This is a genomic window from Pseudomonas sp. HMSC076A11 (genome assembly GCF_001810205.1).
Classification (GTDB): domain Bacteria; phylum Pseudomonadota; class Gammaproteobacteria; order Pseudomonadales; family Pseudomonadaceae; genus Pseudomonas; species Pseudomonas aeruginosa.
Genome location: NZ_KV800307.1, coordinates 44,370 through 59,890, shown reverse-complemented (window position 1 = coordinate 59,890; position 15,521 = coordinate 44,370). Strand labels below are relative to the sequence as shown.

The window sequence follows — 15,521 nt, the reverse complement described above, 5'->3', positions numbered from 1 at the left end:
ACCACTACCAGCAGACCAAGAACCTGCTGGTGAGCTACGACATCAACCCGCTGGGCTTCTTCTGAGCGGTCCTCAGCCGCCGCGGATCGCTCCGACCCGCGGCCTTTCCGCCAAGGCACCTGCGGGTGCGCTCGTCCCGCGTCCCGACGCGGCTTTCCCCATGGCGGGTTCTGGCGCGACGCGGCCCTGGCCGCGTCTTTTTTTTCGCCTCGCCGCCGCCCCTGCATGGACTAGGCTTCTGCCCTGCACCAGGGCGAACCAGGGGGGCGCAACGGCGTTCTCCCGGCGAACCTTGGGCGGGACAGGCAGTCCCTACCAAATCAGGGGGAAAACTCCTTCGAAAGTCTCATTCGGAGCGAGCCCCGCTGATGTTTAACTCGACCTGCCGGAATCGCCCGGCCCCACCAGAGAGGATCGACCCCATGTGGACCAAGCCCAGCTTCACCGACCTGCGTCTCGGTTTCGAAGTGACCCTCTACTTCGCCAACCGCTGATCCGTTCGGCCCCGGTCTTCCGGGGCCTCCCTCCAGCCCGCGGGGCAGACCCATGCACATCCGTATTCTCGGTTCGGCCGCCGGCGGCGGCTTCCCCCAGTGGAACTGCAACTGCCGCAACTGTCGCGGAGTCCGCGACGGCAGCGTAGCGGCCCAGCCACGCACGCAATCCTCCATCGCCCTGTCCGACGACGGCGAGCGCTGGATCCTCTGCAACGCCTCGCCCGACATCCGTGCCCAGATCGCCGCCTTCCCGGCCCTCCAGCCGGCGCGTCGGCCGCGCGATACGGCGATCGGCGCGATCGTCCTGCTCGACAGCCAGATCGACCACACCCCCGGCCTGCTCAGCCTGCGCGAAGGCTGCCCGCACGAAGTCTGGTGCACGCAGATGGTCCACCAGGACCTCAGCGAAGGCTTCCCGCTGTTCCCCATGCTTTCCCACTGGAACGGCGGCCTGCGCCATCGGCCGATCGCCCTCGATGGCGAGCCTTTCGCCATTCCGGCCTGTCCGCGCCTGCGCTTCACCGCGATCCCCCTGCGCAGCAGCGCGCCGCCGTATTCCCCGCATCGCGGCGACCCCCATCCGGGCGACAACATCGGCCTGTTCGTTGAGGACCTCGATAGCGCCGGTACCCTGTTCTATGCGCCGGGCCTCGGCGAGGTGGACGAGGCGCTGCTCGAATGGATGCGCCGCGCCGACTGCCTGCTGGTGGACGGTACGCTCTGGCGCGATGACGAGATGCTGGTCTGCGAGGTCGGCGACAAGCTCGGCCGGCAGATGGGGCACCTGGCGCAGAGCGGGCCGGGCGGCATGCTCGAGGTGCTGGCGAAGGTGCCGGCCGCGCGCAAGGTGCTCATCCACATCAACAACACCAATCCCATCCTCGACACCGCTTCGGCAGAACGCGCCGAACTGGATGCCAGTGGCATCGAAGTGGCCTGGGATGGCATGCACATCCAGCTGTAGGGGGCCAACATGAGCCGTGCCGCCATGGATCGCGCCGAATTCGAACGGGCGCTGCGCGACAAGGGACGCTACTACCATATCCACCATCCGTTCCATGTCGCGATGTACGAGGGCCGTGCCAGTCGCGAACAGATCCAGGGCTGGGTGGCGAACCGTTTCTACTACCAGGTCAACATCCCGCTGAAGGACGCGGCGATCCTGGCCAACTGTCCCGACCGCGAGGTCCGCCGCGAGTGGATCCAGCGCATCCTCGACCACGACGGCGCCCCCGGCGAGGCGGGCGGCATCGAGGCCTGGCTGCGCCTGGCGGAAGCGGTGGGCCTGGAGCGCGAGCAGGTGCTCTCCGAAGAGCGGGTGCTGCCCGGCGTGCGCTTCGCCGTCGACGCCTACGTCAACTTCGCCCGTCGCGCCAGTTGGCAGGAGGCGGCGAGCAGTTCGCTGACCGAACTCTTCGCCCCGCAGATCCACCAGTCGCGGCTGGACAGCTGGCCGCGCCACTATCCGTGGATCGAGGCGGCCGGCTACGAGTATTTCCGCAGTCGCCTGGCCCAGGCCCGGCGCGACGTCGAGCACGGCCTGCGGATCACCCTGGAGCACTATCGGACCCGCGAGGCACAGGAACGCATGCTGGATATCCTGCAATTCAAGCTGGACGTGTTGTGGAGCATGCTCGACGCGATGAGCATGGCCTACGAACTCGAACGCCCGCCGTACCATACGGTGACCCGCGAGCGGGTCTGGCATCGGGGGCTGGCATCATGAGCCTGCCGTCGCTCGACAGCGTGCCGATGCTGCGCCGGGGCTTCCGCTTCCAGTTCGAACCGGCCCAGGACTGCCATGTGCTGCTCTACCCCGAAGGCATGGTCAAGCTCAACGACAGCGCCGGGGAAATCCTCAAGCTGGTCGATGGCCGCCGCGACGTGGCGGCCATCGTCGCGGCGCTGTGCGAGCGTTTCCCCGAAGTCCCCGGCATAGACGAAGACATCCTGGCGTTCCTCGAGGTGGCCCATGCGCAATTCTGGATCGAGCTGCAGTGAAAGCGTGGGGCCGCCGCTCTGGCTGCTGGCCGAGCTGACCTATCGCTGTCCGTTGCAGTGCCCGTACTGCTCGAACCCGCTGGAATTCGCCCGCGAGGGCGCCGAGCTGAGTACCGCGGAATGGATCGAGGTGTTCCGCCAGGCCCGCGAGCTGGGCGCCGCACAGCTCGGTTTCTCCGGCGGCGAGCCGCTGCTGCGCCAGGACCTCGCCGAACTGATCGAGGCAGGGCGCGGCCTGGGCTTCTACACCAACCTGATCACCTCCGGCATCGGCCTCGACGAGGCACGCCTGGCGCGCTTCGCCGAGGCCGGGCTGGACCACGTGCAGATCAGCTTCCAGGCCGCCGACGAAGAAGTGAACAACCTGCTCGCCGGCTCACGCAAGGCCTTCGCCCAGAAACTGGCGATGGCCCGCGCGGTGAAGGCGCACGGCTATCCGATGGTGCTCAACTTCGTCACCCACCGGCACAACATCGACAACATCGAGCGGATCATCCAGCTGTGCATCGAGCTGGAAGCCGATTACGTCGAACTCGCCACTTGCCAGTTCTACGGCTGGGCCGCGCTGAACCGTGCCGGGCTGCTGCCGACCCGCGCCCAACTGGAGCGCGCCGAGCGGATCACCGCCGAATACCGCCAGCGGCTGGCCGCCGAAGGCAACCCGTGCAAGCTGATCTTCGTCACCCCCGACTACTACGAGGAACGGCCGAAGGCCTGCATGGGCGGCTGGGCCAGCGTATTCCTCGACATCACCCCCGACGGCACCGCGCTGCCGTGTCACAGCGCGCGGCAATTGCCGGTGCAGTTTCCCAACGTGCGCGAGCACAGCCTGCGCCACATCTGGTACGAATCGTTCGGCTTCAACCGTTACCGCGGCGACGCCTGGATGCCCGAACCCTGCCGTTCCTGCGAGGAGAAGGAGAGGGACCACGGCGGCTGCCGCTGCCAGGCGTTCCTCCTCACCGGCGATGCCGACGCCACCGACCCGGTCTGCGCCAAGTCGGCACGGCACGACCTGATCCTCGCGGCCCGTCGCCAGGCCGAGGAGGCGCCGCTTGGCCTGGACGCGCTGACCTGGCGCAACCAGCGCGCGTCACGCCTGATCTGCAAGGCCTGAGGCAATGGTCGACTACGGCGACTGGCCGAGCGACTGGAGCGCCGAGCGCGCGGTGGCCGCCGGGCGCGATTTCAGCGAGCTGAAGGCGGCCCATGGCGGGCTGGCCTGGGTGGAATTCGATCCGGCCAGCGCGCGCTCGCGCCTGTACCTGTGGCGCGACGGCGTGCTGGAGGAGCCCACCGCGCCGGACGGCTCGGTGCGCAGCCGGGTCTACGAGTACGGCGGCGGCGCCTGCTGCGTGACGCTCGACGGGCTGGCCTGGGTCGACGAAACCGACCAGCAGGTACGCCGCTGGCGAGCGGGCCGCGCAGCCCAAGTGCTGGGCGGCGGGGCGCAGTGTCGCTACGGCGACCTGGCCTACGTCGATGCCTGGGATGCCCTGCTGGCGGTGGAAGAGAGCCATGGGCCGACCGGGGTCGTGCATCGCATCGTGCGCCTGGACGCCGATGGCGCGCGCCGGGTGCTGGTCGAGGGCGCCGATTTCTACGCCGCGCCGCGTGCCGCCGGCCAGGGGCGGCGGCTGGCCTGGATCGAATGGGACCGTCCGCACCAGCCCTGGACCGAGACCCGCCTGGGCCTGGCGGAGAATGGGCGTACGCGCTGCCTGGCCGGAGCCGGAGGCGGCGAGTCGATCCAGCAACCACGCTTCGATCCCGCCGGCCGCCTTCACTGGCTGAGCGACCGCGACGGCTGGTGGCGTCCCTGCGCCGAGGTAGCGTTGGCCGGCCGCTTCGCCGATGCCGACTACGCTGGCGCGCCCTGGCAATTGGGCGCTTGCAGCTACCTGCCGCTGGGAGAGGGAAGGCTGCTGCTCAGTCGCGTCGAGGCCGGCGGCGGGCAACTGTTCCTGCGCGAAGCGGACGGCAGCGAGCGGCGCCTGGCCGCGGACTGGAACCGGTTCGCCGGACTGGCCGCGGATGCCCGGGCGTTCTACTGCATCGCGGCGGCGGCCGGGCGCCTGCCGGCGCTGCTGGCGATCCATCGCGACGAGCTGCGTGTCGAGGTGCTGCGTGGCGGCGAGCGACCGCTGGCGGAGGACGACCTGTCGCATCCGCAGGCCTTCGTCTATGGGCTGGGCAACGGCGAAAACGGCCACGGTTTCTTCTATCCGCCGCGCAATGCCCGCCGCCGCGTCGATCCCCGACGACCACCGCCGCTGCTGGTGTGGCTGCATGGCGGACCGACCTCGATGCATTCGCCGGCGTTCGATGCCGGCCTGCAGTTCTGGACCCAGCGTGGTTTCGCCGTGGCGGCGCTGAACTACCGGGGCAGCAGCGGCTACGGCCGCGCCTATCGGCAGCGCTTGCGCGGCCAGTGGGGGCGCCTGGAGTTGCGCGATATCGAGGCCGCGCTGGCGCAGCTGGACGCGGAGGGACGGATCGACCGCGCCCGGGTCTTCGTCCGTGGCGCCAGCGCCGGAGGCTACAGCGCGTTGCGCGCCCTGGCTTGCCTCGATGGCCTGCGCGGCGGCGCCAGTCTCTATGGGGTCAGCGATCCGTTGGCACTGGCGCGTTGCACCCACAAGTTCGAGGGTGACTACCTCGACTGGCTGATTGGCGACCCGCTGCGCCAGCGCCGTCGCTACCTGGTGCGCAGCCCGGTGCTTCAGGTCGGGCGTATCCGCGCGCCGGTAGTGTTCTTCCAGGGCGGGCTCGACGCGGTGGTGGTGCCGGAGCAGACCGAGGCGATGGTCGCCGGCCTGCGGCGCAGCGGCGTGCGCGTGGAGTGCCACCGCTATCCGCAGGAGCGCCACGGTTTCCGCCAGCCGGCCAATCGCGCCCATGCGCTGCTGGCGGAATGGCGCTTCTACCTGGGCCTGCTGGAGGATTGAAAGGGCCGCCAAGGTCGCATTGCAATAACCGACGAATGCAGTAGGCTGCCGGCAATGTCCGATAACAATAAGAATGGTCTGTCAGATGAGCCACGACCTCAGCCAACTGCGTAAATTCGTCTCGCCCGAGATCATCTTCGGCGCCGGCTGCCGGCACAGCGTCGCCAACTACGTGAAGACCTTCGGTGCGCGCAAGGTCCTGCTGGTCTCCGACCCCGGCGTGCTCGCCGCCGGCTGGGTCGCCGACATCCAGGCAAGCCTGGAGGGGCAGGGCATCGACTACTGCCTGTATACCGACGTTTCGCCCAACCCCCGGGTCGACGAGGTGATGCTCGGCGCCGAGTTCTATCGCAGCGAGGGCTGCAATGTGATCGTCGCGGTGGGCGGCGGCAGCCCGATGGATTGCGCCAAGGGCATCGGCATCGTCGCCGCCCATGGCCGCAGCATCCTCGAGTTCGAAGGCGTCGACCGGCTGCGGGTGCCGAGTCCGCCGCTGATCCTGATCCCGACCACCGCCGGGACTTCGGCGGACGTCTCGCAGTTCGTGATCATTTCCAACCAGGACGAGCGCATGAAGTTCTCCGTGGTGAGCAAGGCGGTTGTGCCTGACGTCTCGCTGATCGACCCGGAAACCACGTTGACCATGGATCCCTTCCTTTCGGCCTGTACCGGCATCGATGCACTGGTACACGCCATCGAGGCGTTCGTCTCCACCGGCCACGGGCCGCTGACCGATCCCCACGCGCTGGAAGCGATGCGCCTGATCGATGGCAATCTGGTACAGATGATCGCCAATCCCGGCGACATCGCCCTGCGCGAGAAGATCATGCTCGGGAGCATGCAGGCCGGGCTGGCCTTCTCCAACGCCATCCTCGGCGCGGTGCATGCCATGTCGCACAGCCTCGGCGGCTATCTCGACCTGCCCCACGGCCTGTGCAACGCGGCGCTGGTCGAACACGTGGTGGCGTTCAACTACAGCGCCGCGCCGGAACGCTTCAAGGTGATCGCCGAGACCTTCGGCATCGATTGCCGCGGTCTGACCCAGGGGCAGGTCCGCCAGCGCCTGGTGGACCACCTGATCGCCTTCAAGCACGCCGTGGGTTTCCACGAGAGCCTCGCCCTGCACGGGGTCGGCAGCTCCGACATTCCTTTCCTCTCGCGCCACGCGATGCAGGACCCGTGCATCCTTACCAACCCGCGCGAGTCGAGCCAGCGCGATGTCGAGGTGGTCTATGGCGAGGCCCTCTGAGCAGCAGCAGGAGGCCCTGGCCGGGTTACTCGGCCTGGGCAGCCACTCCGCGCGCAAGAGCCACTACCCGGAGCTGCTGGCGCGCCTGGAGGAGCTGGAGGCCGAGCGCAACCGCTACAAATGGCTGTTCGAGCACGCGGTGCACGGTATCTTCCAGGCCAGCCTCGGCCAGGGGCTGCGCGCCGCCAATCCGGCGCTGGCGCAGATGCTCGGCTACGACGATCCGCAACAGGTGCTCTGGTCGCTGGAGGACATGGCCGGGCAACTGTTCGTCGGCGGCGAGGCCGAGATGCGACGGATCCGCGCGCTGCTGCGCGAGCGCGGCGGCCTGTTCGGCTACGAGACGCGCCTCTGGCGCAGGGACGGCAGTCACATCGAGGTATTGATGAACCTGCTGCTCAGGCACGACGAGGAAGAATTGGTCGAAGGTTTCGTCGCCGACATCACCGAGCGGGTCCAGGCCCAGCAGCGCCTGCAGACCATGAACGAGGAGCTGGAGCGGCGGGTAGCCGAGCGCACCCACGAGCTGGAAGAGCTCAACCGCCAGTTGCGCCAGGCGCGCGACGCCGCCGAAGCCGCCAACCACAGCAAGGACAAGTACCTCGCCGCCGCCAGCCACGACCTGCTGCAACCGCTCAACGCGGCGCGGCTGCTGGTCGACACCCTGCGCGAACGGGGCCTGCCGGCCGCCGAACTGCAACTGGTGGAGCGCACCCACCTGGCCCTGGAAGGCGCCGAGACCTTGCTCACCGACCTGCTGGAAATCGCCCGGCTCGACCAGAGCGCGATCCGTCCGGACCTGGACGACTATTCCCTCGACGAACTGCTCGCTCCGCTGGCCTCGGAGTTCGAGGAAGTCGCGCGTGCCGCCGGCCTGGCCCTGCGTGCGCGGATCCCACGACTGGCAGTGCGCACCGACGCGCGCCTGCTGTCGCGGATCCTGCGCAACTTGCTCAGCAACGCCTGCCGCTACACCGAGCGCGGCAGCGTGCTGCTGGGCGCGCGCCGGCGTGGCGGCAAGGTACGCCTGGAGGTATGGGACACTGGCCGGGGCATCCCTGCCGACCAGTTGCAGGCGATCTTCCTCGAGTTCAACCAACTGGACGCCGGGCGCGCTTCCGAGCGCCGTGGCGTCGGACTCGGTCTGGCCATCGTCGACCGTATCGCCGGCATCCTCGGCTACCGCATCGAGGTGCATTCGACTCCAGGCCGAGGCTCGCTGTTCGCCATCGAGGTGCCGCTGGTCCGCAAGCCGGCGCGGCCAGTGCCCGGCGAGGCGACTGCGCGGCTTTCGGCCGGCGATCCGTTGCCGGGACGGCGGCTGCTGGTGGTGGACAACGAGACCGAGATTCTCTTCAGCATGTCCGCGTTGCTCGGCCAGTGGGGCTGCGAGGTGCTTACCGCCACCGACCTGGAAGGCGCGCGCAAGGCGCTCGATGGCCGCGCGCCGGATGCGATTCTGGTCGACTACCACCTGGACCACGGCGCTACCGGTTGCCAGTTGCTGGGCGCGTTGCGCGAGGACTACGGCGCGGAGATCGCCGCGGTGATGATCACCGCCGACCGCAGCGACGATTGCCGCCGCGCGCTGGCCCGCCTGGGCGTACCGCTGCTCAACAAGCCGCTGAAGCCCGGCAAGCTGCGCGCGGCGTTAAGCGCCTTGCTCGGCGAGGCCCAGCGCGCTCCCCGTGGCGCCGGAGAAGGTGCAGGTCCTAGCCTGGCCGGCGGCTGCGTCGGTGCAGCGCAATGGCCAGGGCCAGCCCGCTGAGCGAGGCCAGGCAGGCGAAGAGGAACATCGAGCGGAAGCCGAACAGGTTGGCGACGAAGCCCACCAGCGGCCCGGTGATGCCCAGCGACAGGTCGACGAACAGCGAGTAGGCGCCCAGCGCCGCGCCACGGTTGGAAGCCGGCACCAGGTTCACCGCTTCCACGCCGAACGCCGGGAACACCAGGGAGAAGCCGAAGCCGGTGAGGGCCGCGCCGGCCAGGCCGACCCAGGGATTCGGCGCGCTCCACAGCAACAGCAGGCCGAGGCTTTCGACGCCGAGGCAGACGATCGCCACGCGGAAGCCGCCGAGCCGGTTGATGCTATTGGCGAACAACAGCCGGGCGCCGATGAAGCAACCGCCGAAGGCGCTCAGGCAGAGCACTGCGTTGGCCCAGCCACGGCTGGCGTAGTAGAGGGTGATGAAGGTGGCGATGGTACCGAAGCCGATCGCCCCCAGCGCCAGGCCCATGCCGTGCGGGGTGACCCGGCCGAGCACATGGTGGAACGGCAGTCGCTCGCCGTGCACCAGCGGCGCCGGCAACTTCGGCCAGGCCAGGGCGAAGCCGAGCGCCCCGAGCAGGACGATGGACGCGCCCATGCTCCACAGCCCCAGCCACTGCACCAGCAGCACCCCTAGCGGCGCCCCGAGGGCGATGGCGCCGTAGCTGGCGATGCCGTTCCAGGAAATCACCTTGGCGGTGTGCGGCGCGCCGACCCGGCCGATGCCCCAGCCGATCGCCGCCGAGCCGACCAGGCTTTCCGCCGCGCCGAGTACCAGGCGGCCGACCAGCAGGCTGGCCAGGCTCAGCGCCGGCCAGCCCTGGATCGCCACCGAGAGCAGCATGAACAGCCCGCTCGCGGCGCTGCCGGCCATGCCGTAGAGCACCGCGCGCTTCGGCCCGAGGCCGTCGATGACGCGCCCGGCGTAGGGCCGGGCGAGCAGGGTGGCGAGGTACTGCAGGCTGATCACCAGGCCGGCCAGCACCGAGCCGTAGCCGAGGTCGTCGTGCACGTAGCCGGGCAGCACCGCCAGCGGGATGCCGATGGTCAGGTAGCCGATGAAGGTGAACATCACCACCGAGACGATCTGCAGGGTGACGTTCTGCCGGGCGCTGTCCTGCGCCGGCGGGGTGGGGCGGATATCGACGGACATGTGGGAAACGCGGTCGCAGTGGGTTGTCGCGGTCCGCCATGATGACCGTTGCAGATGACGCATGAAAGCAGGCTAACGGATTCGCCGGGCTATCGGCGACGCGCGGTGCCCGGCGCTAGCGCGTTCAGAGACGCTGGAAGAGACCCGGGTAATCGATCACCAGGCCCTGTTCGTCCACCAGCAGTACCGCTTTGAACGCGCTGCCTTCGAGGTTCTCGTAGAGGTAGTGGCTGGCGTCCAGGCGGGTGTATGCCTGGCGCATGCTACGCGGCTCCAGGGCCGGGGCCTCGATGTAGAGCGCGCGGATTTCCGCGCGCTGGCCATCGGCCAGGCCCAGGCGGCGGATCGGGAAGGTGTTGGTGAAGGGGCTTGGCCAAATATCGATGTCCAGGCAACCGTCGAATGCCGGTAGCGCTTCGCCGTCGCCGTCCTGCCAGTGGCCGCGGCCATCGGCGAGCAGGTGCAGCTTGCGCACCCCGGTTTCGCTTTCGACGTGGAACACCGCCTCACGCAGATGCCAGTCGGCGTCCCAGCGCAGCCGGTAGTCCAATTGGTAGGGCAGGCCGCTGCGTTCGTCCGGCGCGCGCAACTGGCTTTCCGCCTGGTCGTCCTCCAGGCGCAGGGCCTCCCAGCTGGACGACGGCGAGCGCCACAGGCCGGCCCAGGTGTACAGACGGTCGCGACTCATGCGTCGAGTACCAGGCCGAGGCGCTGGCGCTTGGGCAGGCGCGCCACCACCAGTTGATGGGAACGGACCAGGGCCTCGCGCAACTCCGCCGCCTTCATCGGGTAGGGGCGGGCCATGACGATCCAGTGCGCGCGCGCCAGGTAGGGCGCCGGACGGATGCCGGGGCGGTCGACATAGCCGAGGAACAGCTCGCTGCCGACCTTGAAGGCCAGGCCGCCGTCCTTGTCGACGAAGTCGAGGATGGCGAACATCTTGTTGCCGGCCACCGAGAACACCCGGTTCGAACCCCACTTGAGGTCTTCCCGGGCGCCGGGCAGTTGCAGGCAGAAGGCGGCGATCTGGTCGGCGGTCATGGACGCTCCGGTGGCGGTTCAGTCGCGGAAATACACTTCCAGGAGATGGTAGCCGAACTGGCTCTTCAGCGGACCCTGGAGCACGCCCACGGGTTTCCTGAAGATGGCATTGTCGATGGACCTGACCATCTGCCCCGGGCGCACCTCGCCGAGGTCGCCGCCGCGCTTGCCGGACGGGCAGGTCGAATGCTTCTTCGCCAGCGTGGCGAAGTCCTCGCCCTTGGCCAGGCGCTGCTTCAGTTGCGCGGCCTCGGCTTCGGTCTTGACCAGGATGTGGCGGGCCATGGCGACGGGCATGGAATTACCTTTTGCGGTAGCACGGAACGCGCATTCTAGCCCAGGCTCGCCGCGGCTTCAGTCGCGCAGTTCGGCGAGGTCGCGATAAAGCTCCAGCGCCTGCGGGTTGGCCAGGGCGTCGGTGTTCTTCACCGGGCGGCCGTGGATCACGTTGCGCACCGCAAGCTCGACGATCTTGCCGCTCAGGGTGCGCGGGATATCGGCGACCTGGATGATCTTCGCCGGTACGTGGCGCGGCGTGGCGTTGGCGCGGATGGTCTGGCGGATGCGTTCGCGCAGCGGCTCGTCGAGTCGCACGCCGTCGCGCAGGCGGACGAACAGCAGCACACGCACATCGCCCTGCCAGTCCTGGCCGATGGCGATGGACTCGAGGACTTCCTCGACCTTTTCCACCTGGCGGTAGATTTCCGCGGTGCCGATGCGCACGCCGCCGGGATTGAGCACCGCGTCGGAGCGGCCGTGGATGACCAGCCCGCCGTGGGCGGTTTCCTCGGCGTAGTCGCCATGGGCCCAGACGCCGGGAAAGCTGGCGAAGTAGGCGTCGTGGAACCTGGCGCCATCCGGGTCGTTCCAGAAGCCCAGCGGGATCGACGGGAAATGCCGGATGCAGACCAGCTCGCCCTTGCCGCTGGCGAGGCGGCGGCCGTCGTCGTCCCAGATTTCCACGGCCATGCCCAGCGCCTTGCATTGCAGTTCGCCGCGCCACACCGGCAGCACCGGGTTACCGATGGCGAAGCAGGAAACGATGTCGGTGCCGCCGGAGATCGACGACAGGCAGAGGTCGCTCTTCAACTCGCGATAGACGTAGTCGAAGCTTTCGTGGGCCAGCGGCGAACCGGTGGAGAGCAGTGTCCTCAGGCTGTCCAGGCGGTGGCTGTGGCGCGGGCGCACGCCGGCCTTCTCGAGCGCCGCCAGGTACTTGGCGCTGGCGCCGAACACGGCGATGTCCTCGGCGTCGACGAGGTCCAGCAGGCGCTCGGGGCCGGGGTGGAACGGCGATCCGTCGTAGAGCACCAGGCTGGCGCCCACCGCCAGCCCGGAGGCCAGCCAGTTCCACATCATCCAGCCGCAGGTGGTGTAGTAGAACAGCCGGTCGCCGTCGCCCAGGTCGGTGTGCAGGCCGTGCTCCTTGAGATGTTGCAGGAGCACGCCGCCGGTGGCATGGACGATGCACTTGGGGACCCCGGTGGTGCCCGACGAATAGAGGATGTGCAGCGGCTGCTCGAAGGGCACCGGGGTGAAGACCGGCTCGCCCTCGGCCTGGTAGAACCCGTCCCACAGCGCGACTCGCGCCTGGCAGCGGTAGTCCTGCGGCTGCGCCTGCGGACGGTCGTAGGGCACCACCAGCAGTTGCTCCAGGCCGGGCAGGCCGGCGAGCACCTCGTTGAGCTTGGCGGTCAGGTCCAGCGACTTGCCGGCGTAGCGGTAGCCGGCGCAGGCGATCAGCACCCGCGGTTCGATCTGGCCGAAGCGGTCGATCACGCCCTGGGTGCCGAAGTCCGGTGAGCAGCTCGACCAGGTGGCGCCGAGGCTGGCGGTGGCGAGCATGCCGACCACGGTCTGCCAGGTGTTCGGCATCAGCGCGGCGACCCGGTCGCCGGGACCTATGCCCAGGGCGGCGAGGCGCTTCTGCAGGCCCGCCACGTGACGGGCCAGTTCGGCGTGGCTGAGCACCTCGCGGCGACCGTCTTCGCTCACCGCGATCAGCGCCGGGGCATCATCGCGGCGGCGCAGCAGGTGTTCGGCGAAATTCAGCGTGGCGCCGGGGAACCAGCGCGCCGAGGGCATCTGCGCGCCTTCCTCGAGGACCGCACGCGGCGGTTGCTGGAAGCGCACCTCGAAGAAGTCGACGATGGCCTGCCAGAACACCTCGCGCCGTTCCACGCTCCAGGCATGCAGCGCCGGGTAGTCGGCCAGGCCGAGGGCATGGCGCTGGTTGACGAAGCGCCGGAAGGCCTCCATGCGACTGGCGGCGATGCGTTCGGCGGAAGGGCTCCAGAGCGGTGCGGGCATGGCGTGTCCGTCCTTGTTGTTGTTCCGGGACATGCAGGAAGCATAACCGGACCCGCCACTGCCTGCCTCACTCCGTGGACTGGTCCTGCGGCAGCGCCAGCGAGCGCCAGTCGGTGCCATGCAGCAGCACGTCGCTGAGGGCCTGGGCGGCGGTGGACAGCTTGTGCTCGCTCAGCCGCAGCAGGCCGACCCGTCGCTGCACCTGCGGCGCGTAGAGCGGCAGGCAGCGCGCGCCGAGTTCCTGCATCTGCTGGATGCACAGGGTCGGCACGGCGCTGACACCGAGTCCCTGGGCGACCATCCGCCCGACCGTGACCAGTTGGTGGCTCTCGAACGCCACCGGCAAGCGACCGTGCTCGGCGGCCACGCTTTCTTCCAGGAGCAGGCGCACCGCCGAGGGGCGTTGCAGGGTGATGAAGGGCTCGCCGAGCAGTTCGCGCCAACTGATCCGCTCCTGCCCGGACAGCGGCGAGCCGGCCGGCACCACGGCGACGAAGCGGTCGCTGTAGAACGGGGTGAACTCGAGGTTTTCCAGGGACTCCGGCTCGAAGGCGATGCCCAGCTCGACGCGCCGGTTGCGGACCATCTCCAGCACCTGCTCGTTGATCACGTCGTGCACCGCCACGTTGACCCGCGGGTGGCGTTCGCGAAAGGTCTTCAAGACCAGCGGCAGCAGGTTGCCGGCGAAGGAGGGCATGGCGGCGATGGAGACCTTGCCCAGTTGCAGGGTGAAGTGCTGGCGCAGCAATTCCTCGGTATTGTCCCAGTCGGCCAGCAGGCGCAGCGCCAGCGGCAGCAGGGTCTCGCCCTCGGGGGTGAGGCTGACGCTGCGGGTGGTACGTTCCAGCAGCGGACCGCCGAGGCTTTCCTCAAGGCTCTTGATCGCCAGGCTCAGGGCCGGCTGGGAGAGGTGCAGGCGTTCGCCGGCCTGGGCGAAGCTGAGGCTCTGCGCCACGGCGAGGAAGGCGCGCAACTGCTTGACGGTCATTTATTTGTTTTTCTCATCAATGGATTGGAAAAACAAACTTAACAAATCAGTCCGCAGCGGAGAAGCTCTGTGCGACCCGGCAGTCAGACTGCCGCACGCACAATCACAAGAGCCGGAAGAGGCACAGCAGCATGAGCGGACTCGACAAGCGAGTAGGCAGTTACGAAGAGGCCCTCGAAGGCCTGACCGACGGCATGACCGTCCTCGCCGGGGGCTTCGGCCTCTGCGGGATTCCCGAGAACCTGATCGCGGAAATCCGCCGGCGCGGGGTCAGGGACCTCACGGTGGTCTCGAACAACTGCGGCGTCGACGGTTTCGGCCTCGGCGTGCTGCTGGAAGACCGGCAGATCCGCAAGATGATCGCCTCCTACGTCGGCGAGAACGCCCTGTTCGAGCAACAACTGCTCAGTGGCGAGCTGGAAGTCGAACTGACCCCGCAAGGCTCGCTGGCCGAGAAGATCCGCGCCGGCGGCGCCGGCATCCCGGCCTTCTTCACCGCCACCGGCTACGGCACCCCGGTCGCCGAGGGCAAGGAGGCGCGCGAGTTCAATGGCCGCCACTACATCCTCGAACCGGCCATCACCGGCGACTTCGCCATCGTCAAGGGCTGGAAGGCCGACCATTTCGGCAACGTCGTCTATCGCCACACCGCGCAGAACTTCAACCCGCTGGTCGCCACCGCCGGGCGCATCACGGTGGTCGAGGTGGAGGAGATCGTCGAGCCCGGCGAACTGGACCCGACGCAGATCCACACCCCCGGCATCTACGTCGACCGGATCATCCAGGGTCGCTTCGAGAAACGCATCGAGAAACGCACGCTGCGCGCCTGACGGCGGCCGCTACAACGACAAGAGGTTTCCCCAGATGGCACTTACCCGCGAACAGATGGCGCAGCGCGTGGCGCGCGAATTGAAGGACGGCTACTACGTCAACCTCGGCATCGGCATCCCGACCCTGGTGGCCAACTACGTGCCGGAAGGCATCGACGTCATGCTCCAGTCGGAGAACGGCCTGCTCGGCATGGGCGCGTTTCCCAGCGAGGCGGAAGTCGACGCCGACATGATCAACGCCGGCAAGCAGACCGTGACCGCCCGCGTCGGCGCGTCGATCTTCGACTCGGCGCAGTCCTTCGCCATGATCCGTGGCGGCCACGTCGACCTCACCGTGCTCGGTGCCTTCGAGGTGGACGTGCGCGGCAACATCGCCTCCTGGATGATCCCCGGCAAGCTGGTCAAGGGCATGGGCGGCGCCATGGACCTGGTGGCCGGCGCCGAGAACATCATCGTCACCATGACCCACGCCTCCAAGGACGGCGAGTCCAAGCTGCTGCCGTACTGCACCCTGCCGCTGACCGGTTGCGGCTGCATTCGCAAGGTGCTCACCGACCTGGCCTACCTGGAGATCGAGGACGGCGCCTTCATCCTCCGCGAGCGCGCCCCCGGGGTCAGCGTCGAGGAGATCGTGGCGAAGACCGCCGGCAAGCTGATCGTCCCCGAGCACGTGCCGGAAATGAGTTTCTGAATCGCGGCCCGCGCGGCCGGCGCCTCCACGCAAGGCGCCGGCCGC

General features: G+C 68.6%; 17 protein-coding genes. 11 read left to right on the top strand and 6 right to left on the bottom strand.

The features are described 5' to 3' along the window. From HMPREF2716_RS30030 to HMPREF2716_RS15000, 9 genes are all read left to right on the top strand, one after another. On the top strand, window positions 1-65 hold a 65-nt coding region (locus tag HMPREF2716_RS30030; protein ID WP_371859581.1), incomplete at its 5' end, for a hypothetical protein. 357 nt (window positions 66-422) lie between these two features. Continuing rightward, entirely contained in the window at window positions 423-494 is a 72-nt protein-coding gene (gene pqqA / locus HMPREF2716_RS15035; RefSeq protein ID WP_003106462.1) for a pyrroloquinoline quinone precursor peptide PqqA, read from the top strand. A gap of 52 nt (window positions 495-546) precedes the next feature. Further along, window positions 547-1,461 (top strand): pyrroloquinoline quinone biosynthesis protein PqqB, encoded by a 915-nt coding sequence (gene pqqB / locus HMPREF2716_RS15030; RefSeq protein ID WP_070621940.1) that lies wholly within the window; start codon window positions 547-549, stop codon window positions 1,459-1,461. Window positions 1,462-1,470: 9 nt separating this feature from the next. Then, complete coding sequence (pqqC, locus tag HMPREF2716_RS15025; RefSeq protein ID WP_003111679.1) at window positions 1,471-2,223, top strand: pyrroloquinoline-quinone synthase PqqC; 753 nt, start codon at window positions 1,471-1,473, stop codon at window positions 2,221-2,223. Then, a complete protein-coding gene (pqqD, locus tag HMPREF2716_RS15020; protein ID WP_043495092.1) occupies window positions 2,220-2,498 on the top strand; it encodes a pyrroloquinoline quinone biosynthesis peptide chaperone PqqD in 279 nt (92 codons plus the stop codon). The genes pqqC and pqqD overlap by 4 nt, the downstream gene beginning before the upstream one ends. Beyond that, window positions 2,470-3,615, top strand: a complete 1,146-nt coding sequence (gene pqqE / locus HMPREF2716_RS15015) for a pyrroloquinoline quinone biosynthesis protein PqqE (protein ID WP_003119136.1) — start codon at window positions 2,470-2,472, stop codon at window positions 3,613-3,615. Before pqqD ends, pqqE begins: the two co-directional genes overlap by 29 nt. A 4-nt stretch (window positions 3,616-3,619) precedes the next feature. Then, the gene (locus tag HMPREF2716_RS15010; protein ID WP_023084334.1) at window positions 3,620-5,446 is read left to right on the top strand and encodes an alpha/beta hydrolase family protein; all 1,827 of its coding nucleotides are present in this window, start codon (window positions 3,620-3,622) and stop codon (window positions 5,444-5,446) included. An 85-nt stretch (window positions 5,447-5,531) separates the two neighbouring features. Continuing rightward, window positions 5,532-6,695: an alcohol dehydrogenase-like regulatory protein ErcA gene (ercA, locus tag HMPREF2716_RS15005; protein WP_003088548.1), complete on the top strand. Its 1,164-nt coding sequence runs from the start codon at window positions 5,532-5,534 to the stop codon at window positions 6,693-6,695. After that, window positions 6,679-8,463 carry a hybrid sensor histidine kinase/response regulator gene (locus HMPREF2716_RS15000; protein ID WP_070621939.1) on the top strand — a complete coding sequence of 595 codons (1,785 nt, stop codon included), beginning with the start codon at window positions 6,679-6,681 and terminating at the stop codon, window positions 8,461-8,463. The genes ercA and HMPREF2716_RS15000 overlap by 17 nt, the downstream gene beginning before the upstream one ends. On the opposite strand, the gene HMPREF2716_RS14995 is transcribed toward HMPREF2716_RS15000, so the two are convergent. The 6 genes from HMPREF2716_RS14995 to HMPREF2716_RS14970 form a co-directional block, all read right to left on the bottom strand. Beyond that, the gene (locus HMPREF2716_RS14995; RefSeq protein WP_019484958.1) at window positions 8,408-9,616 is read right to left on the bottom strand and encodes an MFS transporter; all 1,209 of its coding nucleotides are present in this window, start codon (window positions 9,614-9,616) and stop codon (window positions 8,408-8,410) included. The genes HMPREF2716_RS15000 and HMPREF2716_RS14995 overlap by 56 nt on opposite strands. A gap of 124 nt (window positions 9,617-9,740) precedes the next feature. Further along, entirely contained in the window at window positions 9,741-10,304 is a 564-nt protein-coding gene (locus HMPREF2716_RS14990) for a putative glycolipid-binding domain-containing protein (protein ID WP_003088555.1), read from the bottom strand. After that, window positions 10,301-10,657 carry an MmcQ/YjbR family DNA-binding protein gene (locus tag HMPREF2716_RS14985; RefSeq protein ID WP_003111913.1) on the bottom strand — a complete coding sequence of 119 codons (357 nt, stop codon included), beginning with the start codon at window positions 10,655-10,657 and terminating at the stop codon, window positions 10,301-10,303. The genes HMPREF2716_RS14990 and HMPREF2716_RS14985 overlap by 4 nt, the downstream gene beginning before the upstream one ends. An 18-nt stretch (window positions 10,658-10,675) precedes the next feature. Further along, window positions 10,676-10,954 (bottom strand): peptidylprolyl isomerase, encoded by a 279-nt coding sequence (locus HMPREF2716_RS14980; protein WP_003088559.1) that lies wholly within the window; start codon window positions 10,952-10,954, stop codon window positions 10,676-10,678. A gap of 57 nt (window positions 10,955-11,011) precedes the next feature. Next, window positions 11,012-12,967, bottom strand: coding sequence for an acetoacetate--CoA ligase (locus HMPREF2716_RS14975; RefSeq protein ID WP_043495082.1), 1,956 nt, complete (start codon window positions 12,965-12,967; stop codon window positions 11,012-11,014). Between the two features lie 67 nt (window positions 12,968-13,034). Then, window positions 13,035-13,955 (bottom strand): LysR family transcriptional regulator, encoded by a 921-nt coding sequence (locus HMPREF2716_RS14970; protein ID WP_004343317.1) that lies wholly within the window; start codon window positions 13,953-13,955, stop codon window positions 13,035-13,037. A gap of 131 nt (window positions 13,956-14,086) precedes the next feature. Here HMPREF2716_RS14970 and HMPREF2716_RS14965 point away from each other — a divergent pair, with 131 nt between their 5' ends. Together HMPREF2716_RS14965 and HMPREF2716_RS14960 are read left to right on the top strand one after the other, a co-directional pair. After that, window positions 14,087-14,785, top strand: coding sequence for a CoA transferase subunit A (locus tag HMPREF2716_RS14965; protein ID WP_003088566.1), 699 nt, complete (start codon window positions 14,087-14,089; stop codon window positions 14,783-14,785). Window positions 14,786-14,819: 34 nt separating this feature from the next. Beyond that, on the top strand, window positions 14,820-15,476 hold the full coding sequence (locus HMPREF2716_RS14960) for a CoA transferase subunit B (RefSeq protein WP_003088567.1): 657 nt from the start codon (window positions 14,820-14,822) through the stop codon (window positions 15,474-15,476). Window positions 15,477-15,521 lie beyond the last annotated feature (45 nt).

Coding starts and splice junctions, on each gene's coding strand:
- pqqB (WP_070621940.1), top strand. CDS start 547: ATGCACATCCGTATTCTCGGTTCGGCCGCCGGCGGCGGCTTCCCCCAG.
- pqqC (WP_003111679.1), top strand. CDS start 1,471: ATGAGCCGTGCCGCCATGGATCGCGCCGAATTCGAACGGGCGCTGCGC.
- HMPREF2716_RS14995 (WP_019484958.1), bottom strand. CDS start 9,616: ATGTCCGTCGATATCCGCCCCACCCCGCCGGCGCAGGACAGCGCCCGG.
- ercA (WP_003088548.1), top strand. CDS start 5,532: ATGAGCCACGACCTCAGCCAACTGCGTAAATTCGTCTCGCCCGAGATC.
- HMPREF2716_RS14965 (WP_003088566.1), top strand. CDS start 14,087: ATGAGCGGACTCGACAAGCGAGTAGGCAGTTACGAAGAGGCCCTCGAA.
- HMPREF2716_RS14970 (WP_004343317.1), bottom strand. CDS start 13,955: ATGACCGTCAAGCAGTTGCGCGCCTTCCTCGCCGTGGCGCAGAGCCTC.
- HMPREF2716_RS14980 (WP_003088559.1), bottom strand. CDS start 10,954: ATGCCCGTCGCCATGGCCCGCCACATCCTGGTCAAGACCGAAGCCGAG.
- HMPREF2716_RS14990 (WP_003088555.1), bottom strand. CDS start 10,304: ATGAGTCGCGACCGTCTGTACACCTGGGCCGGCCTGTGGCGCTCGCCG.
- HMPREF2716_RS15010 (WP_023084334.1), top strand. CDS start 3,620: ATGGTCGACTACGGCGACTGGCCGAGCGACTGGAGCGCCGAGCGCGCG.
- pqqD (WP_043495092.1), top strand. CDS start 2,220: ATGAGCCTGCCGTCGCTCGACAGCGTGCCGATGCTGCGCCGGGGCTTC.
- HMPREF2716_RS14985 (WP_003111913.1), bottom strand. CDS start 10,657: ATGACCGCCGACCAGATCGCCGCCTTCTGCCTGCAACTGCCCGGCGCC.
- HMPREF2716_RS14975 (WP_043495082.1), bottom strand. CDS start 12,967: ATGCCCGCACCGCTCTGGAGCCCTTCCGCCGAACGCATCGCCGCCAGT.
- HMPREF2716_RS15000 (WP_070621939.1), top strand. CDS start 6,679: ATGGCGAGGCCCTCTGAGCAGCAGCAGGAGGCCCTGGCCGGGTTACTC.
- pqqE (WP_003119136.1), top strand. CDS start 2,470: ATGCGCAATTCTGGATCGAGCTGCAGTGAAAGCGTGGGGCCGCCGCTC.
- HMPREF2716_RS14960 (WP_003088567.1), top strand. CDS start 14,820: ATGGCACTTACCCGCGAACAGATGGCGCAGCGCGTGGCGCGCGAATTG.